We start from the raw sequence: 23,354 nt of genomic DNA on the forward strand, positions 1-23,354 counted from the left end.
ACCACGCCTCCCTCCCTAGCCGCGGAACGTGAGTACGGTGGTGAACTCCCGCGCCGGCGCGCTGCGGTCGGCGGAGCCGGAGCCGGAGCCGACCAGCGTGGTGCTGGGTTCCTTGCGCCCGAAGCCGGCGGAGTACCACCCCAGCGGCGGGTCCGTCTCGCCCCGGTGCGCGCGCCAGCGCAGTTGCCCCGGCAGATCGAGCACCGCGGAGCGGTCCTCACCGTCCGCCGTCCAGGTCAGCACCGCCCGGTCCCCCGCCAGATCCGCGGCGATCGCCGGGCCGAGGTGGAACGCCAGGTGCACCGCCCGGCGCGGACCGCGCACCTCGTCGACCACGCGCAACTCCCGCCGCGCGGCCGTCAGCTCCACCCGGCGGCGGTGCGCGGAGCGCCCGTAGCCGTCGTGCTCGGCGCACCAGCGGGCGGTCTCCCCCGAGGTGTCCGCGGCCAGGACGCGACTGCGGGCGTGCCGGGTCCACAGGAACGGGCCGCCGGAGACGGACTGGTCACCGCCGTCGAGCCGCAGGGTGTTGTGGGCGAGGGTCGAGCGGAAGTACTGCCGCCACGCGGGCTGCCCGTGGTAGCAGAACGTCCCCGGGTCGGCGAGCACGTCGACCCCGTCCTGCCGGACCTCCACGGACAGCGCGTCCGCGTGGGCATGCGCCGCGATGGACAGGAAGCCGTGCGGACCGCCGTCGCAGCGGCACCAGATCCCGCCGGGGCCTCGCAGGATGGTGAGCCCCGCGTCGGCGAGGTGGTCCGGCCGGCTCTGCGGGCGGGCCGGAGCCGGTCCCGTCTCCCGCGTCGCGTACGGCCGGACGAGCGCCGCCAGCAGCGGGGTGCGTACGTCGGTGCCGGTCACCGCGGGCCACCAGGGGAGCCTGCCGAACACCGCGTCGCCGGTGGCCAGCAGGGAGGCCCAGCGGTCGGTGCCCGCGCCGTCCACGACCAGGCCGTGTCCGTCGTCCGCGTCCCCCTGGCGCGGCGGTCGCAGCCGGTCGTCCACGACCGCCGCGAGGGCGTCGGTCATGCGCAGCAGCACCAGCCGTACCGACGCGGGTACGGGCACCTCCGCGGCATCCGCCTCGGCCACCGCGGCCAGGCCGAGTTCCAGCACCAGCCCGTGGTACTCGGTGGCCAGCTCGCGGTTGAGGCCGGAGTCGAAGGTGTTGGCGCGCAGGTGCCGCGCCAGCGACGCGAGCGCGCCGGCCCGCCAGCGCGCCGAGGCGGGGAACCAGGCGAACGCGCACGCCGCGGCGAACTGCCCGGCGGCCTCGGCGACGGCGTGGTTGTTCGCCGAGGAACCCCGGCTGGGGAAGGCGGCCAGCCAGCGCTGGTGGTGCCAGACCTGGTGCCGCGCCACCGGGTTGTCCTCGAACAGCCCGGCCGCGCCCGGCCAGCCGTCGAGCAGCCGGCGTGTCCACACCCAGGACACCAGCCGGATGCCCAGCTCGATCCCGCTGGTCCAGTGCACCCCGCGCAGCGGCGGGTTGGCCGCCCACCACGACCGCAGGTGGCCGGCCACCCGCGTCGCGTACCGGTCGTCCCCGGTGAGCGCGTACGCGGCGGCGAGCACCGTCAGGTACTGGTGCCGGGAGAGCTCCCAGATCTGCTTGACGTCCCCGACCGCGTCCTCGTTCCGGTACGGCACGTCGAAGGCGTGGGCAGCCGGCGCCCGGCGCCCCGTCTTCGGGTCGTACCACCAGTCCGGTTCCGCGAGGTCGTGGCGGTCCACCCCGAAGTACCCGCCCTGCCCTGCCAGCAGCCTGTCCGCCTCGGCGACGAGGCGTTTCGCGGCGTCCGGCGGCACCGCGGCGAGCGCCCCGGCGGGCAGCACCGCGGTGAACCGGGCGCCGGTCACGTCCGGGCAGTCCGGCGGCGCCGCGCGCCACCGCCGTCTGCGTACCGCGTCGGCCACCCGGCCGCCGACCTCCCGCGGTCCCATCCGGGACAGCCGGCGGACGTACCAGCCCGCGCTCGCCGGGACCGCGGTCACCGCGGCCCCGCCAACGTCACCGGCGCGCCGCCGGCCAGGCCCGTCCGCACGGCGAGGGTGGCCGCCGTGGTGGCGACGAGCGACGGGAGCGGCACCGGCATCGGGCCGCCGGTCCGTACGGCCCGCAGGAACGCCTCCAGTTCGGCGCGCTGGCCCTTGTCCCGGCCCCGGGGTAACCGGGGTCCTGCCCACCGTTTGCGGCGCCCCTCGTACACGGCGGCGCGGACGAAGTCGTCGAGCCGGAGCGCCTTGCCGTCCGCGACCAGGTCCAGCGTCTCCTTGGGGAAGCCGGGCGGGCCGGCGGTGACGTAGCTGAGGGTGGCGGTGGACCCGTCCGGGTAGCGCAGCACGACCTGGAGGTGTTCGCCGCCGGGCGAGGCGACCGCGTACACCGAGACGGGGTCGGCCCCCAGCAGCCAGCTCGCGGTGTCGACGAAGTGCCCGCCCTCGCCGGCGAACCGGGTGCCCTCGGCGTCCTGCCGGAGGTACCAGCTCCCGTTCTCCAGCCTGCCCGCGTTGACCAGGTAGCGCAGGCTCGCCGGCCCTGTCCGGGCGCCGAACTGCCTCCTGGCCTCCCGCAGCAGCGGCGCGAACCGGCGGTTGAAGCCCACCTGCAGCCGGTCGTTGCCGGACTCCGCCACCGCCGCGAGCACGCCGTCCAGCTCGTCCTCGGTGAGGGCAAGCGGCTTCTCCACGAACACCGCCTTGCCGGCCAGCAGCGCCCGTCGGGTCAGTTCGGCGTGCGAGCTGTGCCGGGTGACCACGAACACCGCGTCCACGGACGGGTCGCCGAGCACGGCGTCGAGGTCCGTGGTCGCCTCGGCGAAGCCGAACTTCCGCTGCGCGTTGGCCGCGGACAGCGCCGTGGTGGTGACGACCGCGGCCAGCTCGACCCCGTCGTGCGGCGACAGGTGCGGCAGCAGCATCGACGTCGCGTAGTTCCCCGCGCCGACGAACGCCAGCCGCACCGGGGCCTTGGCGGCGCGCACCGGGCCGGGTACGGTGCCGTCGCGCGGCGCGGCCACCGCCGGCGCGCCCAGCGCGGGCACGGCTGCCGCGGGCACGGCCGCCGCGGGTGCCTGCGTTTCCGCCGCGGCCTCCGGGTAGCGGAACAGCACGGCCACGGCCTTGAGGTCGCCGTCCCGCAGCCGCCGGTAGGTCTCGACGGCGTCGTCGAAGTCGGCCGTGTGGGAGGCCAGCGGCGCCACGTCGACACGGCCGCGGGCGAGGAGGTCGAGGAAGCAGGCCAGGTTGCGGCGCTCGGTCCAGCGCACGTAGCCGATCGGGTAGTCCCGCCCCTCCAGCTCGTACGCGGGGTCATAGCGGCCGGGGCCGTACGAGCGGGAGAACCGGACGTCGAGTTCCTTCTCGTAGTACGCGTTCCACGGCAGGTCCAGGCGGCACTTGCCGATGTCGACGACACGGCCGCGGTCCCGGCTCAGTCGGGCGGCCAGCTCGACGGGCTGGTTGCTGCCGCCGCCGGCGGCCAGGTACACCTGATCCACGCCGTGGCCGCCGGTGAGCTCGGCGACGGTGGCCGCCAGGCCCGCGTCCGCGGGATCGCCGCAGGCCGCGCCGGACAGGCGGGCCGCGAGGTCGCGGCGCACCGGATCCGGGTCGGCCCCGACGACGCGGACCCCCGAGGCGGCCAGGAGCTGCGCCACCAACTGCCCTATCAGGCCGAGGCCGACGACGAGGGCCACGTCGCCGAGCTGCGGCTCGCCGCGACGGACGCCGTGCAGCGCGATGGACCCGACGGTGCCGAACGCCGCGTGTGGTGCCGCGAGGCCGTCGGGCACCCGGGCGTAGAGGTTCTTCGGCACCCAGTTCACTTCGGCGTGCAGCGCGTGCTCGTTGCCGGCGCAGGCCACGAGGTCGCCGACGGCCACGTCGTCGACCCCGGTGCCGACCTGCTCGACCACCCCGCACAGCGAGTAGCCCAGCGGCGTGTAGGAGTCCAGCTTGCCCATCACCTTGCGGTAGGTGGCGGGCACGCCGTTGGCGGCCACGCTCTGCACGACCTTGGCCACCTGGTCCGGCCGCGAGCGGGCCTTGCCCAGCATCGACATCCCGGCCTCGGACACCTTCATCAGTTCGGTCCCGGTGGAGATCAGCGAGTTCGCGCTCCGCACCAGCACGCCGCCCGGTTTGCACCCCGGCACCGGCACGTCGAGCAGCGCCAGTTCGCCGCTCCTGTAGTTCTGCACCACCTGTTTCACCCGGGCTCCTCTTCTTCGTCCCACGTCGTCAAGCCGGTTCGGGCGGTCAGGCCGCCCGGCTCCGGCCGGAGCCGGAGGTCGCGCCGCGATACCAGTACTCGAGGGTCAGCACGTGCCACAGATGCTTGGAGAAGTCCCGCTGCCCGGCGGCGTCCTCGGCGACCATCCGCGCCAGCGCGTCGCGGCGCAGCAGCCCGGAGCCGACGAGCACGCCGTCGTGCACCACCTCCCGCACCAGCGGCGCCAGGTCCCGGCTCATCCAGGCGCGCAGCGGCGCGCTGAACAGCCCCTTGGGCCGGTAGACGATCTCCCGGGGCAGGACCGAGGCCGCCGCCTCCTTCAGGACGGCCTTGCCCTGCCGTCCGACGATCTTGCGGTCGCCGGGCACGGCGAACGCCGCCCTGACCACCTCGACGTCCACGTACGGCACCCGCACCTCGGTCGACGCGGCCATGCTGGAGCGGTCCGTGTACGCGAGGTTCAGGCCCGGCAGGAACATCCGGGCGTCTCCCAGGCACATCCGGTTGACGAAGTCGGCGGGGTCGTCGAGGGCGTTGTCCCAGTAGACGTCCGCGTGCTCGGTGAGCACGTCCTCGACCGCTCCGGCCAGGTCCGGGTCGATCAGGGCGAGCAGTTCGTCCCGGTCGTACATGGTGTAGCTGCGCCGGAACGCGGTCTCCTCCGGCAGCTCGGCGAAGGAGAGGAACCGCTTCGCGAAGCGCACCGACCGGTACCCGCGGCGCGCGGTGGCGACCGGCAGCCGGTCCACGGCCGCCGACAGCGCGCGCCGCAGCGGGCGCGGGACGCGCTGGTAGCGCAGCGCCAGCAGGTTGGCGAGGTGCTTGCGGTAACCGGCGAACAGTTCGTCGGCGCCCATCCCCGAGAGCATCACCTTGACCCCGGCATCCTGAGCAGCACGGCAGATCAGGAAGGTGTTGATCGCCGCGGGGTCGCCGATCGGCTCGTCCAGGTGGTACGTCATCCGCGGCAGCAGGTCGCGCACCTGCGGGGCGATCTCGATCTCGTGCAGTTCGACGCCGAACCGCTCGGCCACCCGCCGGGCGTGGCGCAGGTCGTCCGGCATCGCCTCGTACCTGGCGTCCTCGGAGCGGAACCCGATCGTGTACGCGGAGATCCCCGGCCGGTGCCGGGCCGCCAGCGCGGTCAGGTAGCTGGAGTCGAGCCCGCCGGAGAGGAACGTCGCCACCGGTACGTCGGAGAGCAGGTGGTGCCGGGTCGACTCCGCCACCACGGCGGCCAGGTCGGGCCGCTCGCCGCTGCGGGCCCGTTCGCGGCCCTCGGCGGCGACGTCCCTCAGATCCCAGAACCGGCCGCGCTCCACCCGGCCGTCGGGCCGGCAGCGGAGCCAGCTCCCCGGCGGCAGCTTCTCCGCCTCGCGGAACGCGCACCGGGAGTCCGGCACCCAGTAGTACAGCAGCGAGGCCACCAGCGCCGCGTGGTCCACCCGCAGCGATCCGCCGGTGACGGCGGCGAGCGCCTTCAGCTCGGAGGCGAACACCAGGCCCGTACCGCGCCGGAGCAGGAACAGCGGCTTGATGCCGAGCTGGTCGCGGGCGAGCACCAGCTCGCCGGTGCGCTCGTCGAAGATCCCGAACGCGAACATGCCGCGCAGCCGCGGCAGGCAGTCCGCGCCCCAGCGCCGCCAGGCCGCCAGTAACACCTCGGTGTCGGAGGTGCCGCGGAAGCGCACTCCGGCGGCGGCCAGTTCGGCGCGCAACTCGGGGGCGTTGTACAGCTCGCCGTTGTACGTCAGGGCGAGACCGTCGGCGGTCATCGGCTGCGCGCCGGTCTCGGACAGGTCGACGACGGCCAGCCTGCGGTGCCCGAGGTGCACCTCGCCGTCACCGGCGGGGTGGCTGTAGCCGCCCGACCCGTCGGGACCGCGGTGGGCGAGGGTGTCGGTGAGCCGGGCGGTCACGGCCTTCCCGTCCGGCCACCGGTACGTGCCCGCGATGCCACACATGTCTACCGCGCCTCCTGGTCTCCGTCGGTGACACGGGCGGCCGGCACCGACGGCCAGGTGCCCGCCCCGTTCTGCGGGGCCTGCGGTGCGTGGGCGCCGCGCAGCGCGGTGTGCGGTCCTTCCCACAGCGTGCCGTCGGTCCGGTCCCGCGTGTCGGGGGCGATCAGCACCACGCCGATCACCGGAATGTGCAGGTCCGCGAGCTGCCGCGCCACGGTGTGCAGCCATGCGGCGCTGCTGTGCCCGGCGCGTACGACGAGCACGCTCCGGCCGCCCAGGTACCGCAGGTCGGTCCACGCCGTGCCGGGCGCGACCGAGCCGACGCCGAGCCGGCGCTCCCGGTACGGCACGGCTGCCGTCCGCTCGCCGCCGACCACGGGCGGGTCGCCCGGCTGCCGGCGGCGGCCGGCGAGCCGCGTCCCGGGCAGGCCGTCGATGATCACCACCGACCCCTCCGCCGCCAGTGTCCTGGCGAGGTCCAGGGCGATCTGGCCCGTCCCGCGTGCGCAGCCCAGTTCCAGCAGCGACACCGGTTCGGGCGAGCCGCGTACGGCGCGGGCCAGCGTCGTGGTGAGCCGTGCCCGCGCCGCCCGGGTCCGCCGGCGCTGCCACCGGGCGGCCCGGCGACCGGGCGCGCGGCGCAACTCCGCGACGACCGAGGCGCCGAGGTTCGCGGCGATCTCCCGGCGCAGCACGGGCCGGTCGGCGACCACCGTGCCGACGGCGGCCACGGCGAGCCCGAGGACCAGCCCGAGGACCAGCCCGATGCCGCCGCGGGTCGCGGCGGCCCGGGGCAGGGACTGCCGCAGCGCGCGCGGCGCGTCCACGATCTGCGTGCCGGCGATGAGCTGGGGCGTGCCGATGCGCGCCTCGGCGGCACGCTGGTCGAAGTCGGCGATCCGCGAGGTGAGTTCGGCCCGGCGGGAGAAGAGCGACTCCAGGTCCGCCGACGCGGTCGGGCTGCTCTCCGGCGGCCCCTCCCCGATCGCCTCGTTGACCTCGGCGAGTTCGTCCCGCATCCGGTCGCGCTGGTCGAGCAGCGTCTCGGACTCGGCGTTCGCGGCCTCCCGGATCCGCCGTACGTGGTCCGCGACGAACGCGTCGGCCAGCGCCCGGGCCCGGGCCTTCGCCTCCGCGTCGTCCCTGCCCGTGACCTTGATCTGCAGCAGGTTGTTGGTCAGGCCGGTGCCCCGGTACTCCTTCGTGAAGTCCTCGGGAGACTGCGGGGAGTCGAGGGCCCGCAGCGCGCGGCCCGCGATCCGCGTGGTCTCCAGCAGGGCGACGTCGGTGCGGATGAGGGTGCCGGGGTCGTTCGGCTGGTCCGCCTGGTGCGCGACCAGCACGGTGGTCACCGCGGTCGGCGGCGTGGGCAGCAGGACGGCCGTCCCCACGCCGGCGAGCAGTCCCAGAAGCCCCGCCGAGAGCCAGAGTCTGCGGCGCCTGCGCACGGCGACCACCAGCGACTGCAGGTCCAGCAGCGGCGTGGCGGACGACTGCTCCGACGGCGTACCTGTCGTCACGCGGACCCTCCCCCCGCGTCGGCGCCGACCGCGACGGCCGGCGTCACGTCGGCCGCGTGATCGCCGGCGCTCCGGGGCGGGCGGCCCCGGACCGTACCGGCGACGACGGCCCCGACCACCTCGTGCCCGGCGTCCGCACACGCCTCGCCGAGACCCGCGATCTCCCCCGCGGACCACCTGCCCGCGCCGAGCACGACCAGCGCGCCGTCCTCGGTGCCGCGGTCGGGCACCAGCGGATGGGACACCGGGACCACCTCCACCCGCAGCGCGGGGTGCCCGCCGCTCGACGAGTTCGCGGAAGGGTCGCCGCCGGCCTCGGCGGCGAGGAGTTCGGCGGCCCGGCGGGCGACCTCGTCGTCGTCCGGGACGACGACCAGCAGCCGCCCGGCCGCCGGCAGCCGGTCCCGCAGGCGCGTCCACACCCGCCGGTAGCGGGTCCTCCTGCTGGCCTCGTCGCCGGACGCCTGCAGGGTCGGCAGGTCCCACCGGGTGTCGACGCCCAGGAGCCGGCGGAGCCGGGCCCGCGGGCCGCCGCCCCTGACGCGCCGCGCGGCCTGTCCCTCGGGCACGTCGACGGTGCCCAGCAGCGCCGCGCCCAGCGCCGAGGCGATCTCCGGTCCGCTACGCGGCCGGCGGCTCATCCGCGCGGCCGCGAGATGCCCGACGACCGTGCCCAGGACGAACGACAGCGCCCCGGCGAGGATCAGGTGCGTCCTGGTCGGCGGCGCCTGGCCGGCCGGCCGGGCCGCCGGGCCCATGACGACCATGTCGGCCCTGCTGGTCGCCGAGTCCGTCCGGTCCAGCTTGTCCATGGCCTCTTCCATCGAGGCACGCAGCTTCTCCAGCTCGGTTCGGGCCTGGACGCTCTCCACGGTCCGCCCCGGGTCGGCCGCGTCCGCGAGGGCGCTGATGCGGCGGCCGGTCTGCTCCACCAGGTCCCGCAGCGCCTCGGTCTGTGCCGCCGCCTCGGGATCGGTGCTGTCGCCGACGACCCGCGCGGCGAACGCGACGTACTCCTCGGCGACCTGGTCGGCGAGGCGCTGCGCGCGCTCCGGGGTCTCGGCCGTGCCCGAGATCCGGATGATGCTCCCGTCCGCGGTTCCGGCGCGCACCCGGTCCCGCAGCTCGGTGCCGCCGACCCCGCTCCAGCCCAGCGCCTCGGCCGCGCGGTCGACCACCACGGAACTGGTCGCGATCTCCGCCTGGGTCAGCAGCTCGCGCTCCTCCCACGACCCCGGCAACAGCACCGACGCCGAGGTCGTGTAGCGCGGCGGGAACACCACGGAGGCCCCGTAGCCGGCGAGTGCGCCGGCCACGGCGACCACGGCGAGCAGCCGCAGTCGCCGGCGGATGATCCGGCCGACCGTGGCCAGGCGGATGGTGTCGTCGCTCAACGGCGTCCCCTCCTCCTCGCCCGCGGTCGACCGCCCACCGGTGTCGGGGCGCGGTCACCGCAGGCGGCTTCGTAGGCGGCGAGCAGCGACTGCTGGGAGTTGCCCCAGGAGAGCGGCCCGCCGATCCGCTCCCGGCCGGTCCTGCCCATGCGGGCCCGCCGCTCCGGGTCGTCCAGCAGCAGTGCGACGAGCCGGGCGAACTCGGCCTCGTCGTCGGCGGCCGCGTACACGGCGGCGCCGCCCGCGGAGACACGGGCCTCCCGCAGGTCGAACGAGACGATCGGGCGGCCCATCACCATGTACTCCAGGACCTTGTTCATGGTCGACACGTCGTTGAGCGGATTGCACGGGTCGGGTGAGAGGCAGACGTCCGCGGTGGACAGGTAGCGCACCAGGTCGGCGTCCGGGATGCGTCCGGTGAACTCCACCTGTTCGGAGAGCCCGAGCCCCCGGGACAGCTCCACCATCGCGTCGAAGGTGTCGCCGGCGCCGACGAACACCGCGTGCCAGTCCGTCCGCCCGAGGTCGTCACGCAGCTTCGCGAGGGCTCGCAGGGCGTAGTCGACGCCGTCCTGCGGGCCCATGACGCCGAGGTAGCACAGCAGATGGGGCTTGCCGCGCTTCAGCTCCGGCTCGGGTGGTACGGGGTGGAACCGGCTGACGTCGGGCGCGCTGCGCACCACGAAGACGTCCTCCGGCCGCCGGCCGCCGCGGCGCAGCGCGACGTCCCGGTAGCTCTCGTTCGTGGCGAGCACGACGTCGGCGGCCCGGTAGGTGCGCCGCTCCAGCGCGCGCACGGCGCGGTAGAGCAGGTCCTCGCCGCGGCCGAACCGGGAGAGGTAGAGCTCGGGCACGAGGTCGTGCTGGTCGAAGACGAACCGCGCGCCGCGCCGCTTCAGCCACAGCGCGGGCAGGAAGAGGAGGTCGGGCGGGTTGCAGGCGTGCACGACGTCGACGGGTCCGACCCTGCGGGCCAGCCGGACCGTGTGCCACAGCGCCGATCCGTACTCCCGCAGGTAGCCGGCCGGGCCGCCGGTGGCCGCCCGCAACGGGTAGCGGTGGATCCGTATCCCGTCGATCTCCGTCTCCGCCTCCGTGTCCCGCTTCCCGCCGCGGGGACAGACGACGTCCACCGTCCAGCCCGCGTCCCGGAGCGTCGTGCACTCCTGCCACACCCGCCGGTCGAACGGCACCGACAGGTTCTCCACGAGGATCAGCGCGCGCCGGCCCGTTCTGCCGCCGCCGCTCGCGTCACCAGGCAAGGCCCACGTACTCCGGTCCGGCCCGCCGCTCCTCGGCGTCGGGGAGGTGTACGAGGTCGATGAGCACCGGCCCCTCGCCTCGGGGCAGCGCCGACAGCACGGCCGGGTCCCTGGTCCCGACGAGACACACCTCGGCGTGCTGAAGCACCTCGCCGACGGAGTCCGCGAGGAGTTGCGCGAGGTGCGGCAGCCGGGTCTCGATGTACTCGCGGTTCGCGCCCAGCAGCCGGGAGAGGTTCACGTTGGCGTCGTAGATCCGCAGGTCGTAGCCCTTGCCGAAGAGCCGCTCCGCCAGTTCGACGAGCGGGCTCTCGCGGAGGTCGTCGGTGCCGGGTTTGAAGGACAGCCCGAGGAGCCCGGCCCGGCGCTTGCCGGTGCGCTCGACCAGTTCCACCGCGCGCTGCAGATGGTCGGAGTTGGAGGGCAGCACGTGGGCGAGGATGGGCACCGAGACGTCGGCCCGCTGCGCCGCGTGGACGAGGCTGCGTAAGTCCTTGGGCAGGCAGGAGCCGCCGAAGGCGAAGCCGGGCCGCAGGTAGGCGGGGCTGATGTTCAGCTTGCGGTCGGCGAGGAACACCTCCATCACCTGGTACGAGTCCACGCCGAGCGCCTGGCAGACGGCGCCCAGCTCGTTCGCGAAGCCGATCTTGAGGCCGTGGAAGGCGTTGTCCGCGTACTTGATCGCCTCCGCCGTCGGGATCTGCACCCGGAACACCTCGCCGGGCAGGCCGTCGTACAGCTCCGCCACGGTGTCGCCGCTTGCCGGGTCGAGTTCGCCGATGACGGTCTTGGGCGGGTCGTAGAAGTCCCGCACGCTCGTGCCCTCGCGCAGGAACTCCGGGTTGACCGCGACCCCGAAGTCCACCCCGGCGGTGCCGCCGACGTACTTCTCCAGGATCGGCACCAGCAGGTTCAGGCAGGTGCCCGGGAGCATCGTGCTGCGGAACACGACGGTGTGCCGCCCGCCGCGCCCGCGCCGCTCGGCGAGCGCGGCGCCGACCTGCTCGGTGACCCGCTCCAGATACGTGGTGCACAGGCTGCCGTTGGGCTCCGACGGCGTGCCCACGCAGACCAGCGACACCTCGCTTTCCATGATCGCCTCGCGGACGTCGCCGGTGGCGCGCAGCGCTCCGGCCCGTACGACCTCGGCGGTGAGGTCACCGATCCGCTCCTCGACCACCGGGGCCCTGCCGGCGTTGACCAGGTCGACCTTCGCCTGGTTCACGTCCACCCCGATCACCTCGTGACCCCGGCCGGCCAGGCACGCGGCCGACACACAGCCCACATAGCCGAGCCCCAGGACGCTGAGTCTCATGACCCGTTCCCCTCCCCCGGCAGGCCGCGGCGGCCTGCGGTCCGTACGACCGGACGACGAGCCCCGCGCATCAGTAGGCCCCCTGCCCCTGCAGCACCGCGCGCAGTGTCTTCCACAAGATCACCGTGTCCAGTGCGAGCGACCAGTCCTCCACGTACCGCAGGTCCAGCCGGACCGCCTCCTCCCAGGGCAGGTCGCTGCGCCCGCTGATCTGCCACAGGCCGGTGAGGCCGGGCTTGACCAACAGCCGCCGCCGGAGGTCCGGGCCGTACGCGGCGGACTCCTCCGGCAGCCCCGGCCGGGGACCGACGAGCGACATCGACCCGGTGAGCACGTTGAAGAGCTGCGGGAGTTCGTCGATCGAGTAGCGGCGCAGCACCGCACCCGTCCGGGTCACCCGCGGATCCCGGCGGAGCTTGAACAGCAGCCCGGCGCCCTCGTTGCGGTCGGCCAGCCCGGCCCGCGCGCCGTCGGCGCCGGCGACCATGGAGCGGAACTTGACGAGGGTGAACTCGCGGCCGTCCTTGCCGACCCTGCGCTGGCGGTAGAACACCCCGCCCCGGCTGTCCAGCAGCACGAGCAGCCCGACGAGCACCATGAGCGGCGCGAACAGCGCCAGCAGGACCAGCGCGCCCAGCCGGTCGCCGACCTCCTTGACCGCCCGGCGGCCGCCGGTGAAGGCCGGCATGCTGACCCGCAGCAGCGGGATCCCGAGCACCGCGTCGACGTGCAGCCGCGGGCCTGCCACCTCCATGAGCACCGGGGCCACGACCATCTCGGCGTCGCTGCCTTCGAGGTTCCAGGCCAGCCGCTGCAGCCGGTCCGGTGTCCAGTACGCGTCCGGGGTGACGGCGACGACGCGGTAGCCGCCGCGGCGCACGTGCCCGGCGACGTCGTCCAGCCGGCCGACGACGGGCACGCCGTCCACGTGGTCACCGTCGAACCGGGGACCGTCCGGCGTGCACACCGCGTCCACCCGCCAGCCGAGGTGCGGGAACCTGCGGACACGGGAGATCAGGTCGCGCACGGTGGCCGGGCTCCCGGCGGCCAGCACCGGCCGCAGGCAGTGGCCTTCCCTGCGCTGTCGGTGCAGCCACAGCCGCAGCAGATACCGCTCCGTCAGGGTGGTGAGCGCGATCGCCGGGATCGCGACGAAGATCCAGAGCTTGATGTTGCGCGAGGTGAGCGCGATCCCGCCGAGTGCCAGGACGACGACGGCGGTGGACAGCGAACGCCCGAGCCGGCGGAACTCCTCGGCGCCCTGCCCGAGCACCCCCGGAGCCCACGCCCGCCCCACCGCCAGCGCGGCCAGCACCAACAGCTCGGTGCCGAAGGCGAGTACCACCCACTTGTCGTGCCAGTCGGCCGCGTCCCGGACCCCGAACAAGCCGCCGATGGCCGCCACCACGAGGGCGGTCGCCACGGTGTCGCCGGTGATCACGGTACGGCGGTAGCGCTGTTCCCAGCCGGCCGCGGCCCGGCCTGCCGGGCCGCGGGGCACCCTGTCCGCCGGACGCCCGCGCGCCGGGGGAAACGGGCTCACCGAATCGACCCGCTGACCGGATCCGCGCAGATCGGCAGCAGGTTCCACGTGTTCGTTCAACACTGATTACCCCCCCGGGGAGGCTTCTCAGCCGCCCGCGATGGTTCTCCCCTCGGGAGGCCTTCGCTCCCCACGAAGGACACATCCCGGTATTTCAGTGTTACTTGAACAATTCACCCGGGCGGCGGACGCACACGTCCCACCGGACTCCCGGGGTTGGGTGTTGACGGAACCCGTCGCAGCCCCGGCGCTCCCCACGCCGAAGGCCCCTCCCGGGCCCTGAGCATCGATCACCTCCACGTCTGGTATCCCCAAACAGGTGAAGCATGGTCAATCTAGACTATGGGGGCCGGTATGGAGAGAGGTTGTATGAAATATGTGCTCAGACTTTGAGTACGCGTGCGGGCCCCGCTCCCGGCCCAGGCCGGCGGTTCCGGGCCTGAGGGCCCGTTCCGCCAGGTAGCGGCCTGTCAACCGGTGAGCGGGACCCTGCGCGCCGTCCGTCCGCTCAGTGACCGCGAACGCGCGTGCGAGCGCGGCGGAAGACGAGGAGGAGCAACGCCAGCCCCACGCCTCCGAAGACGGTCGCGGTCGGCACCGGGCGCTTCTTGCCCGTACGGGCCGCACGCCCGGCCGCGTGGCCGGCACGCCCCGCGGCGTGGCGCACCCCCTCCGGGGTCTTGTCGTCGACGACCCGCTTGACGTCCGCGGCCGTCTTCCGGGTCCGTTGCTTCAGATCCGCCTTGGCGGCCAACTCCCCCGCGGCTTCGCCCAGTCGGCCGCGGACCGTCTCCGCCTGCTCGCGCAGCTTGTCCTGTGTGCTTGCCATGGTGAAACGTCCTCTCCCTGATCTGTTCGACGCCGGCGGGCACGGCTATTCGTAGTAGCGATGGCGCTCCTCGACGACCGCTTCCGTGGGGGGTGCGACACCGCGACGGCGGCGCTGCACGCTGGAGATGACGACGAGGCCGACGAAGCCCGCGAGCATCATGATCCAGCCCATCACCTGGACATCCAGGCCGTTGACATGCCAGTCGGTGGCGAAGGCGAGGATGCCGCCCGCGGCCATCAGGAGAATGCTCCCGCCAAGTCCCATGAGGCTGACCTCCGTTCATGGCGATGAGTGCGTTGCTGCCGCGTCCGGGTACCCCCGCGGGAGCGGACCATGCACCTTCGCCGCACCGCCCGCACCGCGGGTCACGGCGGGGACACCGGGGCGGGTGCCCGCGCCGCCCGGCCACCGGCCCCCGCAGGGGCTGCGGTGGCCGGGTGGCGGGCCGGCGCCGGTGCGTCAGGCCGCGGCCGGCGCGGTACCGGCACGCTCGGCGTCGTACAACTGGCGTACCAGCGTGGTGCGGGCCCGGTTGACGCGGGAGCGCACGGTGCCCACGGGGCAGTCGCTGATCAGCGCGGCCTCGGCGTACGGCAGGCCGACCAGTTGCGTGAGCACGAACGCCTGCCGCCGCTCGGCCGGCAGCAGGGCCAGCAACTCGGCCAGGGCGACCGCCTCGTCGTGCCCCGGAAGACCGCTCGGCTGGGCCCGCTCCGCGGCGGAGAGCCAGTCGTCGGTGTCCGCGGGACGCGGGCGGGCGGAGGCCCGGCGCAGGCTGTCGACCACCGCGCGGCGGGCGATGGTCAGGAGCCAGGTACGGGCCGAGGACCGGCCTTCGAAGCGGTGCAGGCTGCCCAGGGCCCGCAGGAACGTCTCCTGGGTGACGTCCTCGGCGGACTGCGGATCGACTCCCAGGTAGATCACGTAACGGCGGACGTCGCGGTGCAGGGCACGGACGACTTGGTCGAGCGCGTCGCTGTCCCCGCCGCGAGCCGCGAGCGCCCACGTCGTGATCGATTCGTCGGACAGGACGGGCATGGCATGTGTGGTCATGCGTATTCCTTCTCGGATTCCGTGGTCCGGACCGGCGCACGGGGCGGCGGGGTCCGGTGAAGGGGGCGGCCGCGGGCACACGCGTGCCCGCAGCCGGCACCCGGGGCACGGGAGCACCACGGCTCCTGCGGCAGCCCCGGGTGACCGGCTGTCGTCAGATGACAGCGGCCCCGCGGGGCGGTCCCCGAGAAGTGATGGAGTGGACGAGCAGACGTGCCGGCGCGCCCTCCGCACGCGCCGGGGGGAAGCGGAACTCCGGGACGACCGGCGGCACAGGCGCGGCCAGCGGGGCCCGCAGCGGTGCCACCGCCCATCCGGCCAGCACGCGCAGCGCGCGCAGCACGCGAACGACACGGAAAGCCGCCCGTTCGCCGTGGGCCAGCCAGAGCCCGCAGAGCAGGGCGACCAGCAGGTGCGCGCCGAGCATCCCCAGGGAGGACATCTCGCCCCCGCCGTGCCCCATGTGATCCATCGCCCGGACGTGTTCGGCGGACTCGCCGGCGCCGGCCGACCCCCGTGCGGGTGCGGCGCCCATGGCGTGGCCGGCGCCGTGCTCCATGCCGTGGTGGGTCGCGGGCAGGTGATGCGCCGTGGCGCGCTCCATGGCCGCCGCGGCGCCGTCGGCCCCCGCCCCGGCGCGTACACCGCCCTCCGGCGGCGCGCACAGGACGTACCGCACCCATCTCCCGGCGAGGCTCACGCCGCCGCCCGGCGGCTGCGCCGCGGCCTGGGCGAGCGAGAACGCCGCGTGCAGCACCGCCTGGGCCACCACCGCCGCGGACGTGACCGCGGCCAGGCCGCGCTCCCGGCCCGCCAGGCACCAGGCGGCCGGCCCCGTCGTGACCGCGGCGGTGACAAGTACCCACCAGGGCACCGGAGTTCCCGACATCGTGACGTGGCCGACGGCGGCGAGCACGACACACAGGGCCGCGAACGTTGCGGCCCTGATGGTGCGCATGTACCACCCTGCAGTCATGGCGGGCTTATTCTCGCGCAATCGGGCGCGTTCTGACCGGGTCGGGCATCCCCGGACGCCACATCCGCGTGATGCGGACCACGCGAACCTGCGGGGATCCGGCGGCGCTCCCGCGATCCGGCCCGGCCACGGCGGTGCACGTGTGGACGGCCGGTCGGCTCAGCGACGGCCGCCGGGCAGGACGACGATGGCCTCGGTCTCGACGCGCCCGCTGTCCTCGAAGTGCAGGGTGAACGGCACCGTGTCGCCCGGCTCCCAGCCGTCCGGCGCGGTCAGCAGCACCGTCACGCCGTGCACGTCCATCTCCAGGCTGCCGCGCGCGGGGACGACGGCCGAGCCGACGACCTCCTTGAACGCCGCCCCTCCCCCGGCCGTCGCCCGGTGCCGGGCGAGCGTGGCCCCGCGGTCGCCCGCGGCCGGACTCGTGACCGCGATCAGCCGGTCGTCGACGTCGCCGGCGTTGGAGACCACGAACATGGCGGAGGTGTGGCGCAGTTCGCCGTACGGCAGATACACGCTGCCGGCGACGACGTCGATACGGGCCGGGACCCCGGCGTTGCCCGAGGCGACCCAGGCGGACAGGCCCGCCAGCGCGACGGCGCTCGCCACCACGGGGGCGGCGACGGCCCGCAGCGCCTCGCCGAGCCGCCGCCCGTCCGGTGCGCTCACGCCGTTCCTCCCGCAACGCGCGGTCCGCCCGCGGGCGTGCGGCGCCGCCGCGCCGTGCCCGGCAGCCGGGTGGTGCGCAGCCGCAGGCTGTTGCCCACCACCAGCAGCGAACTGGCCGACATCGCCGCGGCGGCCGGCATCGGCGAGAGCAGGCCGACGGCGGCGAGCGGCACGGTGACCGCGTTGTATCCGAAGGCCCAGAGCAGGTTGGCGCGGATCGTGGCCCGCGTGCGCCGCGCCAGGTGCACCGCGTCCGCCAGCGCGTCGACGTCGCGGCGTACCAGCGTCACGTCGGCCGCCCCGGCCGCCACATCGGTGCCGCTGCCGACGGCGATGCCCAGATCGGCGCCCGCCAGGGCCGCCGCGTCGTTCACCCCGTCGCCGACCACGGCGACCCGGCGGCCCTCCGCCTGCAACCTCCGGACGAGTGCCGCCTTGTCCTCGGGCGTGCAGCGGGCGTGTACCTCCGCGATCCGCAGTTCGGCGGCGACGGCGCGGGCGGGTGCCTCGCGGTCGCCGGTCGCCAGCACCGGACGTACCCCGAGGCGGCGCAGCCGGTCGACGGCGCGGTAGCCGCCGGGGCGCAGCACGTCGCCCACCTCGATCACCGCCTCGGTCCGGCCGTCCACCGCCACCTCCACGGCGGTCCGCCCGGCGGCCTCCGCCGCGGCGAGCGCGCGTGCCAGGGGCTCGGGCAGCGTCTCCCCGGGGGTACGGACCTCCACCGCCCGGCCGTCGGCGCAGCCGCTGACGCCCCGGCCCGCGGTGGCGCGGAAGTCGCGCACCTCCGGAAGTCCCCGCCCGGGCACCGTGCGCCGCGCGTACTCCGCGACGGCCCGGCCCACCGGGTGCTCCGAGCCCTGCTCCACCCCGCCCGCCAGCCGCAGCACGGCCGGCTCGCCGAGACCCTCAGGCAGCGCGGTGACGCGGACCACGTGCATCCGGCCGGCGGTCAGCGTGCCGGTCTTGTCGAGCACGACGGTGTCGACGTGGCGGAGGGTCTCCAGGGCCCGGGCGCCGCGGACCAGGACGCCGGCCTCGGCGCCGCGTCCGGTGGCGGCCATCAGGGCGGTGGGGGTGGCGAGGCCGAGCGCGCACGGGCAGGCCACGACCAGGATGGCGATGCCGGCGGTGACGGCGGCCTGCGGGTCGGCGCCCGCGCCGGTCCAGAATCCGAGCACGACGGCGGCGAGCGCGAGGACCGTCGGGACGAACACCCCGGCCGCGGTGTCGGCGAGCCGCTGGGCGCGCGCCTTGCCCGCCTGCGCCTCGGCGACCATGCGCGCGATACGGGCCAGGCGCGTGCCGGCCCCGACGGCCGTGGCCCGTACGACCAGCAGCCCGCCGGAGTTGACCGCGCCGCCCGGCACCTCCGCGTCCGGTCCCACCTCCACGGGCTCGCTCTCGCCGGTGACCGGCGAGAGGTCGACGGCGGAGCCGCCCTCCACCACGACGCCGTCGGTGGCGACGCGCTCGCCGGGGCGGACGAGGAAGTGCTGCCCGACCCGCAGGTCCTCGACGGCGATACGGCGTTCCGCGCCGTCCTCCCGTACGGCCACGTCCTTGACCCGCAGCCGGGCGAGACCCCGCAGCGCCGTACCGGTCGCGCGCCGGCCGCGCGCCTCCAGGAACCGGCCGGCCAGGACGAACAGCGGCACCCCGACCGCCGCCTCCAGGTAGACGTGGGCGGGGCCGTGCCCGGCGTCGGGCATCAGGGAGAAGGCCATCCGCATGCCGGGCTCGCCCGCGCCGCCGAAGAAGAGGGCGTAGGCCGACCAGGAGAAAGAGGCCGCCACGCCCAGCGAGACCAGTGTGTCCATGGTGGCCGCCGCATGCCGCAGCCCGCGCAGCGCGCGGCTGTGGAACGGCCACGACGACCAGACCGCCACGGGGGCCGCGAGGGCGAAGCACAGCCACTGCCAGTTGCGGAACTGCAGGGCCGGGACCATCGACAGCACCAGCACGGGCACCGCGAGCAGCGCCGTGACCACCAGCCGGTCACGCTCGCGTCGTACGGCATCGTCCGCGTCGCCGCCGGCCCGCGCGGGGCGCTCCTGCTCGGGCAGCGCCGCGGTGTATCCGGCCTGCCGCACCGCGTCGATCAGTTCGCCGGCGGGCATGCCGGGCGGATGCCGCACCCGCGCCCTGCCGGTGGCCAGGTTGACGGTCGCGCTCACGCCGTCGAGGCGGCCGAGCCGCTTCTCGACGCGCCGCACGCAGGCCGCACAGGTCATCCCCGCCACGGCCAGGTCGGTGGTCACCCCGGCGGTGCTCTCCGCGGGTGCGGTCATCCCCCGTGCGTCCCGTGCGAGTCGCCGGCGGGGGCGTCGCTGACGCCGGACTCAGGATCGGATCCGTGCATGTCGGGAGCGACGGGTCCCACGGCGGATCCCACGCCGTACGCGACGGCGAACACCACCGCGAGCACCAGCAGGAACCCGAAGAACCGCGGCGGCGGCAGCGCGCCCCGCACCGCCGCGACCGCACGACCGACCTGCTCGTTCACAGCCCTCCGGACCCTTCACCCTCGGAAATCCACCGGGACGGCACCGGGCCGTCCACTCAAGGAGTCGGCGCGGGCGGTCCGGAAGTTCCCGGCGCGGGGCGGGGGATGCAGACGGCGTGCGGCCCGCCTCCCCCGGGTCAGTCGGGCAGCGGCTCGGCGTAGTGCCGGAAGGCGCCGCGCTCGGTGTGGATGGCGTACAGCCGCTCGGCCAGCACCGCCGGGCTGGAGTGCTCGGCATCGGGGCTGATCGCACCGGGGATGACCAACTGGGCGGCGTGGATGTTCTCCGGGGCGAGGACCTCGTGGAGCATCGCCGCGTAGGCGCTCTCGGCGGCGAACGCCATCGAGGTGCCCGCCCGGTCCGGGTGCGGACGGACCGCGGTGCCGCCGTTGACGAACAGCAGTGTGCCGCGTCCCAGGTCCCGCATGCCGGGCAGGACGGCGTTGACGCTGGTGACCGGGCCCTTGGCGGAGAAGTCCAGCGGGGCGTCCAGGTCGGCGGCGGTGGTGTCCAGGACCGGCTTCATGAAGTCGGCGCGGGGCAGGGGGCTGTACTGCAGGACTTCGATCGCACCGAGCGTGACGGCCGCGGCGTCCAGGGCCGCGGTCAGGGCCCGGTGGTCGCGCACGTCGGCGGCGAAGCCGCGGGCGCGGACGCCGTCCCGGTCCAGTTCGGCGACCAGGCCGGCGAGGCGGTCCTGACTGCGCGAGACGAGGGCGATGTCGAAGCCTTCGCGGCCGAAGCGGCGGGCGGTCGCCAGCCCCAGACCGGAGCCGGCACCGACGAGGGCGAAAGTGGTCACGGTGAGCCTTTCACTGGAGGAGACGGGAGGAGGGCGGGGGCGGGGGCGTACGGCGGGGCGTCAGGGCCTGAGGAGGGTCTTGATGGCGCGGCGCTCGTCCATCGCCTCGTAGCCCTCGCCGACCTGGTCCAGGGGCAGGGTGAGGTCGAAGACCCTGCCCGGGTCGATCCGCCCGTCGAGGACCCGGTGCATCAGGTCGGGGAGGTAGCGGCGTACGGGGGCGGGGCCGCCGCGCAGCCCGACGTGGGTGAAGAACAGCTCCTGCCCGTCGAGGGCGACCTCGTGCGGGACCCCGACGAACCCGACGTTGCCGCCGGGGCGGGTGGAGTGCAGGGCCTGGCTCATGGACTGCGCGGTGCCCACGCACTCCAGCACACTGTCGGCGCCGATCCCGCCGGTCAGCTCCTTGATCCGCGCGGCGCCCTCGTCGCCGCGCTCGGTGACGATGTCGGTGGCACCGAACTCGCGGGCGAGCTTCTGCCGCGGTTCGTGCCGCGACATGGCGATGATCCGCTCCGCCCCGAACTCCTTGGCCGCGATCACCGCGCACAGGCCCACGGCGCCGTCGCCGACGACCACGGCGGTCGAGCCGGGCTTCACCTCGGCGGCGTCGGCGGCCCACCAGCCGGTGCCCATCACGTCGGAGACGGCCAGCAGACCGGGCCAGAGCTCCTCCCCCGGCACGTCGTCGGTGGCGACGAGGGTGCCCTGGGCGTTGGGGATGCGGACGTACTCGGCCTGGCAGGTGGACATGAACTCGCGGTTCAGGCAACTCGACTGGAACCCGTTGCGGCAGTTGGCGCAGGTGTTGTCCGAGGTGGCGAACGAGCCGACGACGAACTGGCCGGGCCGGACCGCGGTCACCCCGGATCCGACCTCCTCGACGAAGCCGACGTACTCGTGACCCATCGGGTGGGCCCGGTCGGTGGGCTCCGCACCCCGGTAGGGCCACAGGTCCGAGCCGCACACGCAGGTCACGGCCGTACGGATGACGGCGTCGGTCGGCTTGACGATCTTCGCGTCGGGCACGGTCTCGTAGCGGACGTCGCCGGGGCCGTGGATCACTGCTCCGCGCATGAGAGGGGGCTCCTTGTCTTTCGGACAGACCGGTGCTGCGGTGCCGGGCACCGAGCGTCATGTCATCCAGGTAACCCCGATACGGCGAGGGCAGCGAGTCACTGACGAAGGGTGTACCGGCGGTGCATCCCTCCGCCGCCGCCCACGCCGTACCGTCGGGGACATGGACAACCGTGAGGAGGTCCGCGAGTTCCTGACGTCGCGGCGAGCGAAGATCACCCCCGAGCGGGCCGGCCTGCCCCCCGGCGGCAGAAGGCGCGTGCCCGGGCTGCGCCGCAGCGAGGTCGCGGCCCTGGCCGACATGAGCGTCGAGTACTACGCCAAGCTCGAACGCGGCAACCTCGCCGGCGCCTCCCCGCCCGTTCTGGAGGCGCTCGCCCGCGCTCTGATGCTCGACGACGCCGAACGCGCCCACCTGCTGAACCTCGCCCAGGCGGCCGACGGCTCCGACGCCCTCACCCGGCCCCGCAGGCGGCGTACGAAGGACCGGTGGAAGCCGCACCGCAGCCTCCAGTGGACGCTGGACGCCGTCACCGCGGGACCCGCGTTCGTCCGCAACGGCCGCATGGACGTCCTCGCCGCCAACCACCTCGCGCGCGCCTTCTACTCCGACCTCTACGCCACCCCCGGCAACCAGGCCAACCTCGCCCGCTTCCAGTTCCTCGACCCCGCCTCCCGGCGCTTCTACCCCGACTGGGCTCTCTTCGCCGACATGGCGGTGGCCATCCTGCGCACCGAGGCGGGCCGCAACCCCCACGACAAGGACCTGCACGACCTGGTCGGCGAGCTTTCCACCCGCAGCGAGGAGTTCCGCACCCGCTGGGGCGCCCACAACGTCCGCCGGCACGGCACCGGCACGAAACGCTTCCACCACCACGCCGTCGGCGACCTCACCCTCGCCTACGAGGGCCTGGAGATGGCCGCCGAACCCGGCCTCACCCTCACCGTCTACACCGCGGAACCCGGCTCCCCCTCCGAAGAGGCCCTCCGCCTCCTCGCCTCCTGGAGCGCCACCCCGGACACCGAAGCCGCCGCCCCGCGACGCTCCGCCACCGGGTGAGCGCCCCTGAGCAGGGCGTCACCGGCGGCCGATCGGTCCGGCGCGGCAGGCCGTTCGAGTGGTCGTCGGGCGCGTACGCGGAGGCCGGCCGTGCGGAGTGGTACTCGTCTCCGTACCACGACATCCGGGTGGCGGCACAGGCGTCGGCGGCCGATCGGTCCGTACGGCCCGCGGTGCCGCCCTCCGGCCCGACGTGGCGGTCCTGGACGTCGGGCTCCGGGACGGTTGCCCGGGGAGGCGGCAATGGCGATGCGGCGCGTGGTGGTCGGTGTGGACGGGTCGGACCCGAGCATGGCCGCCGTTCGGTGGGCGGCGGAGGACGCGGCCGCGCGTCCGGTCCCGCTGCGCCTCGTCCACGCGGAGGCGGCGCTGCCGGGTGACCGGCAGGCCGGCGCCCGCGGCTCGCTCCGGGAGGAGTGGGTCGGGGACCGGATCGACACCGCATGGCGGGAGGCGGCCCGGCGCCACCCGGACCTGGAGATCAGCGGTGGCGAGACGACGGAGACGGCGGTCAAGGCACTCCTGGAGGCGGCGCAGGAGGGGGACCTGCTCGTCCTGGGGTCGCGGGGCATCGGTGCGGCCGCGGGCTTCTTCACCGGAAGCGTGGCGCTGCCGGTGGTCGCGCACGCCTCCGTACCCACCGTTCTGGTGCGGGAGGACTGGTACCCCGACACGGATCGCGATCTCCCCGTCGTGGTGGGCGTGGATCCGGCCCACCGGTGCGACCCGGTGCTGGAGTTCGCCTTCGAAACCGCCCACCGGTCCGGCAGCCCGCTGCGCGTCCTGCACATGTGGCGGCGCTCGTCCGTCTACGCCTACCCGTCGGCGCTGCCGGACCCGAAGATCGGCGCCGACCTGGCGACGGAAGCGCGGCAGAAGCTCGACGCCGCCCTGGGCACGTGGCAGGCGCGCTATCCCGGCGTGCCGACGGAACGCGAGCTGCTGGACGGCGAGGTGGCGCCCCGTCTGCTGGAGCAGGGCGCCGGCGCCCGGCTGCTCGTCGGGGGCCGCCGTCTGCACCGGCACCGGCGGTTCCCGACGCTGATCGGCCCGGTGACGCACGCCCTGATGCACCACGCCATCGCGCCCGTGGCCGTCGTCCCGCACGAGTGACGGGGCGAGCGGGGGCGCGGCGCAGGTCGTCGC

The 23,354-nt window shown here is 74.9% G+C and carries 19 protein-coding genes; 2 read left to right on the forward strand and 17 right to left on the reverse strand.

Features of this window, described 5'->3' with window-relative positions:
* Window positions 1-15: 15 nt before the first annotated feature.
* The 17 genes from O7599_RS04010 to O7599_RS04090 all read right to left on the reverse strand — a co-directional run bounded on the left by O7599_RS04010 (window position 16) and on the right by O7599_RS04090 (window position 21,148).
* Window positions 16-1,944, reverse strand: a complete 1,929-nt coding sequence (locus tag O7599_RS04010) for an alginate lyase family protein (RefSeq protein ID WP_281623275.1) — start codon at window positions 1,942-1,944, stop codon at window positions 16-18.
* A gap of 47 nt (window positions 1,945-1,991) precedes the next feature.
* The gene (locus O7599_RS04015) at window positions 1,992-4,214 is read right to left on the reverse strand and encodes a bi-domain-containing oxidoreductase (protein ID WP_281620686.1); all 2,223 of its coding nucleotides are present in this window, start codon (window positions 4,212-4,214) and stop codon (window positions 1,992-1,994) included.
* A gap of 46 nt (window positions 4,215-4,260) precedes the next feature.
* Window positions 4,261-6,198: an asparagine synthase (glutamine-hydrolyzing) gene (gene asnB / locus O7599_RS04020; protein ID WP_281620687.1), complete on the reverse strand. Its 1,938-nt coding sequence runs from the start codon at window positions 6,196-6,198 to the stop codon at window positions 4,261-4,263.
* A gap of 2 nt (window positions 6,199-6,200) precedes the next feature.
* On the reverse strand, window positions 6,201-7,718 hold the full coding sequence (locus O7599_RS04025) for a Wzz/FepE/Etk N-terminal domain-containing protein (RefSeq protein ID WP_281620688.1): 1,518 nt from the start codon (window positions 7,716-7,718) through the stop codon (window positions 6,201-6,203).
* Window positions 7,715-9,112, reverse strand: a complete 1,398-nt coding sequence (locus O7599_RS04030) for a polysaccharide biosynthesis protein (RefSeq protein ID WP_281620689.1) — start codon at window positions 9,110-9,112, stop codon at window positions 7,715-7,717. Before O7599_RS04030 ends, O7599_RS04025 begins: the two co-directional genes overlap by 4 nt.
* Window positions 9,109-10,374 (reverse strand): glycosyltransferase family 4 protein, encoded by a 1,266-nt coding sequence (locus tag O7599_RS04035; RefSeq protein ID WP_281620690.1) that lies wholly within the window; start codon window positions 10,372-10,374, stop codon window positions 9,109-9,111. The genes O7599_RS04030 and O7599_RS04035 overlap by 4 nt, the downstream gene beginning before the upstream one ends.
* Window positions 10,364-11,689 carry a nucleotide sugar dehydrogenase gene (locus O7599_RS04040; RefSeq protein WP_281620691.1) on the reverse strand — a complete coding sequence of 442 codons (1,326 nt, stop codon included), beginning with the start codon at window positions 11,687-11,689 and terminating at the stop codon, window positions 10,364-10,366. The genes O7599_RS04035 and O7599_RS04040 overlap by 11 nt, the downstream gene beginning before the upstream one ends.
* A 70-nt stretch (window positions 11,690-11,759) precedes the next feature.
* Window positions 11,760-13,190 (reverse strand): sugar transferase, encoded by a 1,431-nt coding sequence (locus tag O7599_RS04045; protein WP_281620692.1) that lies wholly within the window; start codon window positions 13,188-13,190, stop codon window positions 11,760-11,762.
* 550 nt (window positions 13,191-13,740) lie between these two features.
* Window positions 13,741-14,061 (reverse strand): hypothetical protein, encoded by a 321-nt coding sequence (locus O7599_RS04050; protein WP_281620693.1) that lies wholly within the window; start codon window positions 14,059-14,061, stop codon window positions 13,741-13,743.
* Between the two features lie 45 nt (window positions 14,062-14,106).
* Entirely contained in the window at window positions 14,107-14,328 is a 222-nt protein-coding gene (locus O7599_RS04055) for a DUF6458 family protein (RefSeq protein ID WP_281620694.1), read from the reverse strand.
* Window positions 14,329-14,523: 195 nt separating this feature from the next.
* Window positions 14,524-15,117 (reverse strand): sigma-70 family RNA polymerase sigma factor, encoded by a 594-nt coding sequence (locus O7599_RS04060; RefSeq protein ID WP_281620695.1) that lies wholly within the window; start codon window positions 15,115-15,117, stop codon window positions 14,524-14,526.
* Window positions 15,118-15,271: 154 nt separating this feature from the next.
* Complete coding sequence (locus tag O7599_RS04065; protein ID WP_281620696.1) at window positions 15,272-16,075, reverse strand: hypothetical protein; 804 nt, start codon at window positions 16,073-16,075, stop codon at window positions 15,272-15,274.
* A 177-nt stretch (window positions 16,076-16,252) separates the two neighbouring features.
* Window positions 16,253-16,762, reverse strand: coding sequence for a copper chaperone PCu(A)C (locus O7599_RS04070; RefSeq protein WP_281620697.1), 510 nt, complete (start codon window positions 16,760-16,762; stop codon window positions 16,253-16,255).
* Complete coding sequence (locus O7599_RS04075; RefSeq protein ID WP_281620698.1) at window positions 16,759-19,053, reverse strand: heavy metal translocating P-type ATPase; 2,295 nt, start codon at window positions 19,051-19,053, stop codon at window positions 16,759-16,761. Before O7599_RS04075 ends, O7599_RS04070 begins: the two co-directional genes overlap by 4 nt.
* Window positions 19,050-19,268 (reverse strand): hypothetical protein, encoded by a 219-nt coding sequence (locus O7599_RS04080; protein ID WP_281620699.1) that lies wholly within the window; start codon window positions 19,266-19,268, stop codon window positions 19,050-19,052. The genes O7599_RS04075 and O7599_RS04080 overlap by 4 nt, the downstream gene beginning before the upstream one ends.
* 137 nt (window positions 19,269-19,405) lie before the next feature.
* Window positions 19,406-20,071, reverse strand: a complete 666-nt coding sequence (locus tag O7599_RS04085) for an SDR family NAD(P)-dependent oxidoreductase (RefSeq protein ID WP_281620700.1) — start codon at window positions 20,069-20,071, stop codon at window positions 19,406-19,408.
* A 60-nt stretch (window positions 20,072-20,131) separates the two neighbouring features.
* The gene (locus O7599_RS04090; protein WP_281620701.1) at window positions 20,132-21,148 is read right to left on the reverse strand and encodes a zinc-dependent alcohol dehydrogenase family protein; all 1,017 of its coding nucleotides are present in this window, start codon (window positions 21,146-21,148) and stop codon (window positions 20,132-20,134) included.
* A gap of 163 nt (window positions 21,149-21,311) precedes the next feature.
* Here O7599_RS04090 and O7599_RS04095 point away from each other — a divergent pair, with 163 nt between their 5' ends.
* Window positions 21,312-22,208 carry a helix-turn-helix transcriptional regulator gene (locus tag O7599_RS04095; RefSeq protein ID WP_281620702.1) on the forward strand — a complete coding sequence of 299 codons (897 nt, stop codon included), beginning with the start codon at window positions 21,312-21,314 and terminating at the stop codon, window positions 22,206-22,208.
* 243 nt (window positions 22,209-22,451) lie between these two features.
* Window positions 22,452-23,321: a universal stress protein gene (locus O7599_RS04100; protein WP_281620703.1), complete on the forward strand. Its 870-nt coding sequence runs from the start codon at window positions 22,452-22,454 to the stop codon at window positions 23,319-23,321.
* Window positions 23,322-23,354 lie beyond the last annotated feature (33 nt).

Source organism: Streptomyces sp. WMMC500 (genome assembly GCF_027497195.1).
In the GTDB taxonomy this organism is placed as follows: Bacteria; Actinomycetota; Actinomycetes; order Streptomycetales; family Streptomycetaceae; genus Streptomyces.

Coding starts and splice junctions, on each gene's coding strand:
- O7599_RS04040 (WP_281620691.1), bottom strand. CDS start 11,689: ATGAGACTCAGCGTCCTGGGGCTCGGCTATGTGGGCTGTGTGTCGGCC.
- O7599_RS04065 (WP_281620696.1), bottom strand. CDS start 16,075: ATGCGCACCATCAGGGCCGCAACGTTCGCGGCCCTGTGTGTCGTGCTC.
- O7599_RS04060 (WP_281620695.1), bottom strand. CDS start 15,117: ATGACCACACATGCCATGCCCGTCCTGTCCGACGAATCGATCACGACG.
- asnB (WP_281620687.1), bottom strand. CDS start 6,198: ATGTGTGGCATCGCGGGCACGTACCGGTGGCCGGACGGGAAGGCCGTG.
- O7599_RS04095 (WP_281620702.1), top strand. CDS start 21,312: ATGGACAACCGTGAGGAGGTCCGCGAGTTCCTGACGTCGCGGCGAGCG.
- O7599_RS04010 (WP_281623275.1), bottom strand. CDS start 1,944: ATGGGACCGCGGGAGGTCGGCGGCCGGGTGGCCGACGCGGTACGCAGA.
- O7599_RS04075 (WP_281620698.1), bottom strand. CDS start 19,053: ATGACCGCACCCGCGGAGAGCACCGCCGGGGTGACCACCGACCTGGCC.
- O7599_RS04100 (WP_281620703.1), top strand. CDS start 22,452: ATGGCGATGCGGCGCGTGGTGGTCGGTGTGGACGGGTCGGACCCGAGC.
- O7599_RS04055 (WP_281620694.1), bottom strand. CDS start 14,328: ATGGGACTTGGCGGGAGCATTCTCCTGATGGCCGCGGGCGGCATCCTC.
- O7599_RS04090 (WP_281620701.1), bottom strand. CDS start 21,148: ATGCGCGGAGCAGTGATCCACGGCCCCGGCGACGTCCGCTACGAGACC.
- O7599_RS04050 (WP_281620693.1), bottom strand. CDS start 14,061: ATGGCAAGCACACAGGACAAGCTGCGCGAGCAGGCGGAGACGGTCCGC.